This window comes from Rhizobium fabae (assembly GCF_003985135.1).
Taxonomy (GTDB): Bacteria; Pseudomonadota; Alphaproteobacteria; order Rhizobiales; family Rhizobiaceae; genus Rhizobium; species Rhizobium pisi.
In genome coordinates this window covers 23,081-35,069 of record NZ_ML133665.1, presented here as the reverse complement: position 1 = coordinate 35,069, position 11,989 = coordinate 23,081, and the positions used below count along the sequence as shown (strand labels likewise).

The 11,989-nt window shown below is 61.9% G+C and carries 8 protein-coding genes and 1 pseudogene; 4 read left to right on the top strand and 5 right to left on the bottom strand.

Annotated features, from left to right (window positions below; all coding sequences use genetic code 11):
• Positions 1 to 12: 12 nt before the first annotated feature.
• On the top strand, positions 13 to 366 hold the full coding sequence (locus tag EFB14_RS30625) for a hypothetical protein (protein ID WP_008523602.1): 354 nt from the start codon (positions 13 to 15) through the stop codon (positions 364 to 366).
• 85 nt (positions 367 to 451) lie between these two features.
• Here EFB14_RS30625 and edd read toward each other — a convergent pair whose 3' ends face one another.
• The 5 genes from edd to EFB14_RS30600 all read right to left on the bottom strand — a co-directional run bounded on the left by edd (position 452) and on the right by EFB14_RS30600 (position 7,406).
• A complete protein-coding gene (edd, locus tag EFB14_RS30620) occupies positions 452 to 2,272 on the bottom strand; it encodes a phosphogluconate dehydratase (RefSeq protein ID WP_126830429.1) in 1,821 nt (606 codons plus the stop codon).
• 68 nt (positions 2,273 to 2,340) lie between these two features.
• The gene (pgl, locus tag EFB14_RS30615) at positions 2,341 to 3,039 is read right to left on the bottom strand and encodes a 6-phosphogluconolactonase (RefSeq protein ID WP_125842636.1); all 699 of its coding nucleotides are present in this window, start codon (positions 3,037 to 3,039) and stop codon (positions 2,341 to 2,343) included.
• Between the two features lie 10 nt (positions 3,040 to 3,049).
• On the bottom strand, positions 3,050 to 4,525 hold the full coding sequence (gene zwf, locus EFB14_RS30610) for a glucose-6-phosphate dehydrogenase (protein ID WP_125842639.1): 1,476 nt from the start codon (positions 4,523 to 4,525) through the stop codon (positions 3,050 to 3,052).
• A gap of 135 nt (positions 4,526 to 4,660) precedes the next feature.
• On the bottom strand, positions 4,661 to 5,959 hold the full coding sequence (locus EFB14_RS30605; RefSeq protein WP_125842641.1) for an NAD(P)/FAD-dependent oxidoreductase: 1,299 nt from the start codon (positions 5,957 to 5,959) through the stop codon (positions 4,661 to 4,663).
• A gap of 10 nt (positions 5,960 to 5,969) precedes the next feature.
• Positions 5,970 to 7,406 carry a glutamine synthetase family protein gene (locus tag EFB14_RS30600; protein ID WP_125842643.1) on the bottom strand — a complete coding sequence of 479 codons (1,437 nt, stop codon included), beginning with the start codon at positions 7,404 to 7,406 and terminating at the stop codon, positions 5,970 to 5,972.
• Between the two features lie 88 nt (positions 7,407 to 7,494).
• On the opposite strand from EFB14_RS30600, the pseudogene EFB14_RS30595 reads away from it, so the two are divergent.
• The 3 genes and pseudogenes from EFB14_RS30595 (at position 7,495) to EFB14_RS30590 (ending at position 11,898) form a co-directional block, all read left to right on the top strand.
• Positions 7,495 to 8,716: pseudogene (locus tag EFB14_RS30595) on the top strand (BaiN/RdsA family NAD(P)/FAD-dependent oxidoreductase).
• 197 nt (positions 8,717 to 8,913) lie between these two features.
• Positions 8,914 to 9,057, top strand: a complete 144-nt coding sequence (locus EFB14_RS33140; RefSeq protein ID WP_164737618.1) for a hypothetical protein — start codon at positions 8,914 to 8,916, stop codon at positions 9,055 to 9,057.
• A 309-nt stretch (positions 9,058 to 9,366) separates the two neighbouring features.
• Positions 9,367 to 11,898 carry a methyl-accepting chemotaxis protein gene (locus EFB14_RS30590; RefSeq protein ID WP_125842647.1) on the top strand — a complete coding sequence of 844 codons (2,532 nt, stop codon included), beginning with the start codon at positions 9,367 to 9,369 and terminating at the stop codon, positions 11,896 to 11,898.
• Positions 11,899 to 11,989 lie beyond the last annotated feature (91 nt).

Here is an 11,989-nt window from a genome sequence, read left to right as displayed (position 1 = left end):
GAAGAATCCTTCATGTATGACCGCGAGGCGCGGTTCAAGATGGAGGACACCATGAACGCCGCGCGCATCGAATATACGGAAAAGGGCGTTATGCACGCGGCTTCGCGCCGCTGCGATATCGTCCGGATCTCGATGAGCAGCGCGACGCTCGCGATTCTGACCCAGTTCAACCTGCCGAAGCAGTTCTATCTGGATATTCCGGATGCCCGCATCACCAAGGTCGGTTGCCTGCTGATGAAGGTCAACGCCAACAATACCGTGGAAGTTCGCTTCCTGCGCCTGCTGACGCAGAAGGAACTGAACAAGATCTTCGTCTACAGCACCCATCCGGCGCATCGCGACTACGTCCTCGATATCCGCGCCTGACGGATAGCACCGGACCGACGAAATTAAAAAACCGCGGGGTGCTTCGCGCGCCCCGCGGTTTTTCATTTGCCCCGAGCGTCTGGGCTCAGTGGAAGAGCACGCTGGCGCCCTGATCCGAAGCTCCAACGGCGCGGCGGAACGGCGCGAAGAGTTCGCGGCCCATGCCGAATTCATTGTCGGAAAGATCGATCGTCACCGGTTCACGCTCGGCCATGTCGGCCGCATCGACGAGCACTTCTAGCGTGCCCTTGATCGCGTCCAGGCGAATGATGTCGCCGTCCTTGATGCGGGCGATCGGGCCGCCGTCGACTGCCTCCGGCGTGACGTGGATCGCCGCCGGCACCTTGCCTGATGCGCCGGACATGCGCCCGTCGGTCAGGAGCGCCACGCGGAAACCGCGGTCCTGCAGCACGCCGAGCGGCGGGGTCAGCTTGTGAAGTTCCGGCATGCCGTTCGCCTTCGGGCCCTGGAAGCGCACGACGGCGACGAAATCGCGGTTGAGCTTGCCTTCCTTGAAGGCGTCCTGCAGTTCCTGCTGGCTGTGGAAGATGATCGCTGGCGCCTCGATCACGTGGCGTTCCGGCTTGACGGCAGAAATCTTGATGACGGCCTTGCCGAGGTTGCCGCGCAGCATCTTCAGCCCGCCATTCGCCTGGAAGGGCGTCTCGATGCTGGAGAGCACCTTCGGATCGTGGCTCTTTTCCGGCGAGCGCTGGCGCATGACCGCACCGTTTTCGCCGAGCAGGGCATCGATTGTATAGGCTTCGAGACCTTGGCCGAAGACGGTGCGGACGTCGTCATGCACGAGGCCGTGCTTCAGGAGTTCCTTGATGAGGAAGCCCATCCCGCCGGCGGCCTGGAAATGGTTCACGTCTGCAAGTCCGTTCGGATAGACACGGGCCAGCAGCGGAACGATCTCTGAAAGCTCGGCGATGTCCTGCCAGGTGAGCTGGATGCCGGCTGCCCGCGCCATGGCGACAAGGTGCAGCGTGTGGTTGGTCGAGCCGCCGGTGGCATGCAGGCCGACGACGCCGTTGACGATCGAACGCTCGTCGATCATCTCGCCCGCCGGGGTGAATTCATTGCCGAGCGCGGTGATCGCCAGCGCCCGTTTGGCGGCCTCCCGTGTCAGTGCCTCGCGTAAGGGCGTGCCGGGATTGATGAAAGAGGAGCCGGGCATATGGAAGCCCATGATCTCCATCAGCATCTGGTTGGAATTGGCAGTGCCGTAGAAGGTGCAGGTGCCTGGGCCGTGATAGGATTTCGATTCCGCCTCCAGCAGTTCGTCGCGGCCGACCTTGCCCTCGGCAAAGAGCTGGCGCACGCGCGACTTCTCGTCGTTCGGTAGGCCTGTCGTCATCGGACCGGCCGGAACGAAGATCGACGGCAGGTGCCCGAAGGAGAGCGCCGCGATGACGAGGCCCGGCACGATCTTGTCGCAGACGCCGAGGAAGAGGGCGGCATCGAACATGTTGTGCGACAGGCCGACGCCCGCAGCCATTGCAATCAGGTCGCGCGAGAAGAGCGACAGCTCCATGCCCGGCTGTCCCTGGGTGACGCCGTCGCACATGGCAGGCACGCCACCTGCCACCTGCGCGACGCCGCCGGCCTTGGCGGCCGCCTCGCGGATGATCGCAGGATAGGTCTCGAACGGCTGGTGAGCCGAGAGCATGTCGTTATAGGCGGTGATGATGCCGAGATTGGGTATGCGGTCGCCGGCGAGCGCATCCTTCTCGGTGGGGGAACAGACCGCAAAACCATGGGCCAGGTTGGCGCAGCCGAGCACAGAGCGCGCGACACCCTTGGACGCCGCGGCGCGCAGGCGTTCCAGATAGCGCTCGCGAGTGGGCTTCGAGCGTTCGACAATGCGGTTGGTGATCGCAGCAATGCGTGCGTGAGCGGACATGGAATATCCCTGCCTTGTTCTGGTTCGTCTCTGTTTGTTCGCCGGCTCCGGCGGCCTGTCAGGCCGTATCAGGGAGCCCAGTAAATCTCGACCGGGGAAGTGGCCCGGCGCAGAATGGCGCGGATCGGCATTTCTGCCTCGTCACCGCTGCCTTCCGCCTTGGCGAGAACGTCTTTTTTGCCTTCGCCCTCAATATGGAGAACCAGGAGTGCGGCATCCTGAAGACTGGAGAAGGTGAAGGTCAGGCGCGGCTCGCCGGCCCCCTCCGCTTCCATGGTGATGATGCCACGCGGCGTCGAAGCGTCGAGCGCCTCGGCAAGATTGCTGCCGCCGGGAAAGAACGAGGCGGTGTGGCCGTCGCCGCCCATGCCGAGGATGACCACGTCGAAGGGGATGCCAATCTCTGCGCTCTTTACAGTCGCAAGCCGTGCGGCCTCCTCGACAGAGGCCGCTGGCTGGTAAAGCGGCACAAAACGCGCCGCCTTCGCCTTGTTCTGCAACAGATTGGCATCGACCAGCAGGTGGTTCGAGCGCGCATTGTCGGCCGGAACGAAGCGTTCGTCGACAAGGGTGATCGTCACCTTGTCCCAGGCGATGTCGTGTGTCGACAGCACCTGGAAGAAGACTTTCGGCGTGGAGCCGCCGGAAACGGCGATGGATGCCGCTCCGCGGGCGGCAATCGCTGCCGAAAGCGTGGTGGCGACCTTGTCGGCGAGGCTGTCGGCGAGGTCTGCGGCGCTGGCGAAGGAATGCAGGGTCGATGCCATCGATTTCCTCCTAGATATCGTCATGCCAGGTGCGGCCGTCACGCTCGATCAGCGCGATGGCCTGGCTCGGGCCCCAGGTACCGGCCGTATAGCCCTGTACCTGCTGGCCGGTCGTTTCCCAACCCTTGAGGATCGGGTCGACCCATCTCCATGCCGCCTCCACTTCGTCGCGACGCATGAACAACGTCTGGTTGGAGCGGATCACGTCCATCAGCAGGCGCTCGTAGGCGTCGGGATTGCGGACGTTGAAGGCCTGGGCGAAGCTCATGTCGAGCGACACGTTGCGCAGGCGCATCCCGCCCGGGCCTGGATCCTTGATCATCAGCGACTGCTTGACGCCCTCATCCGGCTGCAGGCGGATGATCAGCTGGTTGGCGACGATGCGCCCGGCCGCCTGGTCGAAGATCGCATGCGGGATCGGCTTGAAGGTAATGACGATCTCCGACATGCGCCCGGCAAGGCGCTTGCCGGTTCTGATGTAGAAGGGAACGCCCGCCCAGCGCCAGTTGTTGATCTCGGCCTTGATGGCGACGAAGGTTTCGGTGTTCGAGACGCCGCCTTCGAGCTCTTCAAGGTAGCCCTTGACCGGCCCGCTGCCCGATGCGCCGGCGCGATACTGGCCGCGGACCGTCGCCTGCTCGACATTGGAGGCGTCGAGCGGCTTCAGCGCGCGCAGCACCTTCAGCTTCTCGTCGCGCACCGCTTCCGAATCCATCGACGAGGGCACCTCCATCGCTGTTAGGCAGAGCAGCTGCAGGATGTGGTTCTGCACCATGTCGCGCAGCGCGCCGGCGGTATCGTAATAGCCTGCGCGGCCCTCGAGGCCGACCGATTCAGCCACGGTAATCTGCACGTGGTCGATGTAATTGGCGTTCCACAGCGGCTCATAGAGCGCATTGGCAAAGCGCAGGGCCATCAGGTTCTGCACGGTTTCCTTGCCGAGATAGTGGTCGATACGGAAGATCTGCTCTTCCTTGAAAACACGGCCGATCGTGTCGTTGAGCTGCAGCGCCGAAGCAAGGTCGCGGCCGATCGGCTTTTCGACGACGATGCGGGTCGATTTGGTGATCAGCTTGTGCTCGTGGATCTTCTGCGAGATATCGCCGAAGATGCCGGGCGCGACGGCGAGATAAAAGGCGCGCACGCGATCCTTGCCTTCATCGAGCAGCTTCTTCAGCTGATCCCAGCCGCTGTCGGTGCGGGCATCGACCGAGACGTAGTAGAGACGGGCGCAGAACTTCTCCACTTCCTTGTCGTCATATTCGCCCTTCTTCAGGTGTTCCTTCAGCGCATCACGGGCGAATTTGCGGTATTCCTCGTCTGTCAGCGGGCTGCGCGAGGCGCCGATCACGCGGGTCGGTTCGCCGAACTGGCCTTCGATCTGGCGATGATAGAGGGCGGGCAGCAACTTGCGTTCTGCAAGGTCGCCGCTGCCGCCGAAGACGACGTAATCAAAAGGCTCAACGGGAATGATTTGGCTGCTCATGAGCTTGTCTCTCAATCAGGCTTGGTTGACGGCTCTTTTAATCTAATCGATTTAAAAAAGCCAGTGTGCAGTGCAATGAATCTGTCAGGCACCGGTTTTAGAGCGAATTTCCGGAAGAGGAAATCCGCAAACGGACTAAAACTTGTCGCGAAGCGCAAACCACGACAAGGCAAGGAAAAGCAACGGCGCCCGCATTCGGGCACCGCCTGGAAAGGCCGGAATATCGAGCGACTTGAAAAGATCGAGATCGCCGGACTTTCCAAGCACCGCTTCCGCATAGAGCTTGCCACAGTAGTTTGACAGCATGACGCCATGGCCGGAATAACCGCCGATTGAGGTGACACCCGGCATGACCTCGCGCACGAAAGGCTGGCGCGGCATGGTGATGCCGACGCTGCCGCCCCACGCATGGGTGATTTCGATATTCTCGAGTGCGGGATAGATCTCGGCGATCTGCCGGCGGATGTGCTGCGAAATGTCTCGCGGATTGTCTGCGGTATAGGCCTCCCGTCCGCCGAACAGCAGGCGGCCGTCTCCGAATTTGCGGAAATAGCGCACGACGAAGCGCGAATCGGCCACGGCCTCGCTGCCCGGCAGTACATCGGGATGGCCGTCGAGTGGGGCGGTCGCGCCGATGAAGGAGCGGATCGGCATGACATGGCTTGCCGTCACCGGTTCGAGGCCATCGATATAGCCGTCGCAGGCGATCAGCGCGCGCTCGGCGGTGATCGTCCCTCTTTCGGTTTCGATCGTCACCTTGCCGCCGCTCTGGCGGATCGCCGTTGCCTTGCTCATCTCGAAGATCGCGGCACCGGCGTTGGCGGCGACCCGCGCCAGCCCGACCAGCAGCTTCAGCGGATGGATATGGCCGGTGCCGACGTCACGCACGCCGCAGTGGAAACGCTTCGAACCCAGCCTATCCTGCGTTTCCTTCTCGTCCATGAAACTGATGTGCGGATAGCCGTAGCGCAGTGCCGCAATCTCGGCATTTTCGTAATAGTCGCGTTTGTAGCTCGCCTTGTGCGCGACGTTGAGCTGACCGGGCACATAGTCAATCTCGATCTGATGCTCGCGGGAGAAATCGATGAGATGGCGCTTGGCCGCCTCGGCAAGATCGAACAGCGCTCTCGAGCGTTCGTAGCCAATCTTCCTTTCGAGTTCTTCCGGCCACCATCGCTGGCCGGTGCCGAGTTGGCCGCCATTGCGACCTGAGGCCCCGTCGCCGAAGCGGCAGGCCTCGATCAGGACTACCGAGACACCTGATCTGGCCAGATTGTAGGCGGCCTGCAGGCCGGTATATCCGCCGCCGACGATGGCGACATCGCATGTCCTAGAACCGTCGAGAGCGGGATAGGTGGGCCGCTCGCCGACGGTTGCCTGATACCAGGATAATCCCGGCGCGATCGGGCTCTGCCACATCTCGTTCGATGCCATGACAATCCCCTCACACGTTGAGCAGAAGGAATTCCCGCTCCCAGGGGCTGATCACCTGCATGAAAGTCTCGAACTCGCCGCGTTTGACACCGGCATAAAGGCCGATGAACTGCGCGCCGAAGATTTCCTCGAAGGCAGGCTCGTCTTCCAGCAGCGCCACCGCTTCCAGCAGGCCGCGCGGCAGGTCGATCGAGCCTTCATTGGCCGAATCCTCGGTCGGCGCGGTCGGTTCGATCTCCTTCATGATGCCGAGCAGACCGGCAGCAAGCGAAGCGGCGAGCGCCAGATACGGATTGGCGTCCGAGCTCGGCAGCCGGTTTTCCACGCGCCGCGCCTGCGGATCGGAAACCGGAACGCGGAAGGCCGTCGTGCGATTGTCGTAACCCCAGGCATTGTTGACTGGGCAGGACATATCCGGCTGCAGGCGGCGATAGGAATTCACGTAGGGGGCGAGCATCGCAAGCGCGCTCGGCACGTATTTCTGCATGCCGCCGATGAAATGGAAGAACTCCTTCGAAGCCGAACCATCCGCATTGGAGAAGACGTTCTTGCCCGTGTCGATGTTCACCACCGACTGGTGGATATGCATCGCCGAACCCGGCTGGCCCTGCATCGGCTTGGCCATGAAGGTGGCGTAGATATCGTGCTTCAGCGCCGCCTCGCGGATCGTGCGCTTGAACAGGAACACCTGGTCGGCAAGCTCGATCGGATTGCCGTGGCGCAGGTTGATCTCGAGCTGCGCCGGTCCCTCTTCATGGATCAGCGTATCGATCTCCAGCCCCTGCTTCTCCGAGAAATGGTAGATGTCGTCGATCAATTCGTCGAATTCGTTGATGCCGGCGATCGAATAGCCCTGGCCCCCAAGGATCGAGCGGCCGGACCGGCCTTTCGGCGGGTGCAGCGGATAGTCTGGATCGTCGTTTTTGGCGACCAGGTAGAATTCGATCTCGGGCGCGACGATCGGCTTCCAGCCGCGGTCATGATAGAGGCTCATGATGCGCTTCAGCACGTTACGCGGCGTATAGGGCACTTCTCCGCCGTCCGAATCGACGATGTCGCAGATCACCTGCGCCGTCGGGTCGGTTTCCCAGGGCACGACCGACAGCGTCGAAAGGTCCGGCATCAGCTTCAGGTCGCTGTCGCGCGGCTCGTATCGGAAACTTTCCGTCTCGTCGGGATATTCACCCGAAATCGTATGCCGGTAGATCGCCGAAGGCAGCGCCAGCGAGGTGTTCGAGGTGAATTTCGAGCTCGGCATCATCTTGCCGCGCGGAACGCCGGCAAGGTCCGGCGTGATGCATTCGATGTCTTCGATGCCCCTGTCCCGCAGCCACCGCGCTGCTTCCTTCCAGTTCGCAACGCCGCGCAGGGATCCGGGGTCCGGGGGAGCTTTCGTCGAGGCGGGTACGTTTCTGGCAGGCTTCAGCGTCGTCTTTTTTGGGGACATGACACACCGGTTTGCGTTGATCGTGGCGCCATCATAACCAGACTTTGCCAATTGGCGAGGGGTGGCACACGTTGACTTTCGCCCTTTGATGGAAAAAGAAGACGCGATTTTTCATCGGGGAAACGGGTTTGCAGCGCAAAAGCGACGTCATCGTCATCGGCGCCGGGGCGGCAGGCATGATGGCGGCCATCCGCGCGGGAAAGCGCGGCCGCTCAGTCGTGGTCCTCGACCATGCAAGGGCGCCCGGCGAGAAGATCCGCATATCCGGCGGCGGGCGTTGCAATTTCACCAATATCCATGCAGGGCCGAAGAGCTTCCTCTCCGCCAATCCGCATTTCTGCAAATCCGCGCTCGCCCGTTTTACGCCGGCCGACTTCATCGCGATGGTCGATCGCCACGGTATTGCCTGGCACGAAAAGACGCTGGGCCAGCTTTTCTGCGACGATAGCGCCAAAGACATCATCCGCATGCTGCTGGAGGAGATGCGCACAGCCGGCGCGGTGCTGCATCTCGGCACCGAGATATCAGGCGTCGAAAGGGCAGGCGAGGGCTTCCGCGTCTCCACCGGCCAGGGCGTCTACGAAGCGACCTCGCTGATTGTTGCGACCGGCGGCAAGTCGATCCCGAAAATGGGCGCCACCGGCTTTGCCTATCGCCTTGCGGAGCAGTTCGGCCTGGCCGTGCTCGAAACCCGCCCCGGCCTCGTGCCGCTGACGCTTGATCCCGGCCTGCTCGAAAGCATCGCGCCGCTTGCCGGCATTTCCGCCCCGGCCGAAATCCGCCACGGCAGGACCGCGTTCCGCGAGGCTTTGCTTTTTACCCATCGGGGATTGAGCGGACCCGCCATCCTGCAGATCTCCTCCTATTGGCGCGAAGGTGACGAGATCGCCGTGGCGATCGAACCGGATATCGACATCGCGGCGCATCTGAAGTCGGCAAAGCAGCGCAGCGGCCGCCAGTCGCCACAGACGGCACTCGGCGAGATCCTGCCGAAACGGCTGGCGCAATTTCTGGCGGAACGCGAAAAAATCGCCGGCAACATGGCCGACCTGCCCGACAAGGCGCTGCTGCGCCTTGCCGCCGCAGCGCAGAGCTGGTCGATCAAGCCTTCTGGCTCGGAAGGCTACCGCACAGCCGAAGTGACGCTCGGCGGTATCGAGACGGCTGCACTCGACTCGCGCAGTATGGAAGCAAAAGCCGTGCCCGGCCTCTATTTCATCGGCGAATGCGTCGACGTCACCGGCTGGCTCGGCGGCTATAATTTCCAATGGGCATGGGCATCGGGATTTGCCGCGGGTGAATACGCCTGACGCTCCTTACCTCAGCCGTTATTCAGGAGGGTAGTACCCTTCCATGGGGCATGTATTAGCAATAGCGATTCAAGACTTCTTAATAGAGGTGCGCCATCCTGTCTCAATTGGCGGTTTGCAAAGGTCTTCCTAGATTAAGCTTTACCAGCAAGCCGTTTTGTTGGATTGTTGTGTCAGTTAGAAGTGAGGTTTCGACGATGACCAGAAACACACGACGCGCCCGTGCCATCGCAATTGCGCAGGCAAAGCCGAATGCCAGGATGGTCGCCCTGCGTTATCTGATGCTTGCCGCCGGCGCCACCGCCGCCAGCCTCGCATTGCTGCTGTCGCACTTCATCTGATCCTTTCCCGAGACCGGTGACGTCCCTGACGGATGTGATTGTCGCATAGCAGTGCTGCGGCCCACAATTTTCAACTATTTCACCACCTTGGCTTAAGCCGCCATCTCTGCTTATCCGAAAATTAATATCTAATCTGACACAATTGCCCGCGAATATTTGGGCATCTCCAAGTTGTTTGGAAATGAACTGGCAATGACTGCCGCCTGGCCTCCGGGTTTCCCAATGTAATCAAGAACAGCTCGATGTGCACCCGGCTGGCGCCATGTGGCCGCCTGCGGGAGGAGTGGTGTATGAAAGGCCCGGAACGCAATGTTGATTGACAAGATTCTTTCCCGCTTCAGGATCAAGACGAAAGTCCTGATCTTCGTTCTGCCCTTCGTGGTCACCATTTCGGCAGTGGGCCTCACGGGCCTCTACGCTTCGGGACTTCTGCAGGGCCGCATGGAAATCTCCAACAGCGTGCTGCAGTCGCTGAGCGGCTTCAAAGATCTTTACGGCTCGATGGACGATTTCCTGCGCGTCACCAGTCCTGAGGCGCGCGACAAGCTGACTGCCGATCTGAAGACCCAGCAAGGCGTGCTCGATGCGACGCTGCATCAGGTCGGTGATGAGGCAGCCGGCCGCGACAGCCTTGCCGAAGCGTCCAGCCGCACCAAGGACATATCGGGCGTCGTCGACAAGCTCTGGGCTCTGCATGAGCAGGAGCAGGCGCTGCACCAGCAGATCGATGCGGCGCAGAAGAGCCTGATCAGCACCCGTTTCACGGTCTCCTATCAGGCCGAGGAACTGCAGACCGCGCTCCAGCGCGACGAAGGCGACGCCACCATCACCCTTCGCACCGCCGACCGCCTGCTGAAGGGCGGCGATTTCCTCGGCACCGTCGCCAGCGGCTACAGCAAGCCGCAGACGCCGCAAGACAAGATCGCCTTCATCAACGAACAGATGCCTGAGATCATCAAATCCCAGCGCCTCATCGCCATTTCGGTTCCAACCAATCAGAAGAACGTCATCGACGCGCTGGCAGCGACCATCGACAGCATCAAGGCGATCGCCCAGATGCCCAGCCCGACCGACGATAACATCGCCGAACTCGGCCGCCTCGTTTCGCGCTTCCGCCAGACCTCGACCTATACGCAGCTGACTGCAACGCAGAAAATGCGCGAGGCGACGCAGCGCTTTGCCGAACTCGAGGGCCGTATCGCCCAGACCAACTCAGTACTTCAGGATACCCGGCGTCTCGAAAATTCCGTCTACTCGCTGCAGATCGTCCTTTCTGATTTCCTCGCCAATTCCAGCAAGGACAATCTCGTTCGCCTGCAGCAGCAGACCGGCACGCTTGGCAAGGACATGCAGGTGCTGACCACCAGCGCCAAGGGCATGGGCTTCGCCGAAGGCATATCAGGTGCGATCCAGCCGGCGCTTGACGCCATCTCCGGCGGTGGCTCGAAGATCGTGGAGACGATCGGCGAGCGCGTCACGGCCTATGCCGCCGCCCGCCAGGAGCTCGATCAAATCTGGACGAAACTCACCGATTTCGCCGAGTTGCAGAAACAGACGGCCGGCACTGAGCGGACCCAGGCAAACAGCATCTCTGTAATGACCACTGGTCTCGGCATTCTCCTGTCGATCCTCGGCGGTATCGCCTTGGTGTTGACGCTGCAGCGCCCGATCAGCCAGATCACCGGCGCCATGCGCCGCATCGCGGAAGGCGCGCTGGATACCAGCATCACCGGCGAACAGCGCTACGACGAAATCGGCGACATGGCCCGCGCGCTCGGCATCTTCAAGGAAAATGCCATCTCGAAGATCCGCATCGAGGAGCAAAGCGACGAGGAGCGCGCCGCCGCCGAACACGAGCGCCAGCGCAACGACGCCGAAAAGCGCGAGATGGATCGTCAGATCGAATTCGCGGTCAATCAGCTTGCCGCCGGCCTCGAGCGGATGTCGCAGGGTGATATCTCGACGACCATCGAAACGCCCTTCATCGGCCGTCTCGAACAGCTGCGCCAGGATTTCAACGGTTCGATGATGCGCCTGCAGGCCACGATGAGCCAGATCCGCGACAATGTCGAACTGATCCAGGGCAACGGCAACCAGATGGCCCAATCGGCCGAAGATCTTTCCAAGCGCACCGAACAGCAGGCCGCCTCGCTTGAAGAGACTGCGGCAGCCGTCGACGAGATCACCGTCACGGTCCGCTCGTCGGCAGAACGCGCCAAGGATGCCGACCAGATCGTCCGCCAGGCCAAGCGCAGCGCCGACGATTCCGCCGTCGTCGTCAGCAACGCGATCGACGCGATGGGCCGCATCGAGGACGCCGCGCGCCAGATCGAGCAGATCATCGGCGTCATCGACGAGATTGCCTTCCAGACCAACCTCTTGGCGCTGAATGCCGGCATCGAGGCGGCGCGCGCCGGCGAAGCCGGCAAGGGCTTTGCGGTCGTCGCCATGGAAGTCCGCGAACTTGCCCAGCGCTCCGCAGCCGCGGCGCAGGAGATCAAGGGGCTGATCAACAAGTCGACCAACGAGGTCAGCTCCGGCTCGCAGTTCGTGCAGGAAACCGGCACGGTGCTTGCCAAGATCAGCGCCCAGATCGTCACGATCAGCCAGCATGTCGAGATGATCGCCCGCGCCAGCCACGACCAGTCCAATGCGCTCCAGAGCGTCAACGCGACCGTCAACCAGATGGACCAGATGACCCAGCAGAACGCCGCCATGGTGGAGGAGACAACCGCCGCCAGCCGCGAACTCGCCGACGAGGCGGATTCATTGCGCCGTCTCATCCAGCAGTTCAAGATCGACGGCGAGGCAAGCGAAGCGCCGGTCTACCGCGCCGCCTGATCGTCGATCGATCCTGTCTTCCTTCGAACGGCCCCAGGTTTTCCGGGGCCGTTTTTGTTTATCGTGCAAGAACGCGAAGATGGAGGAGATT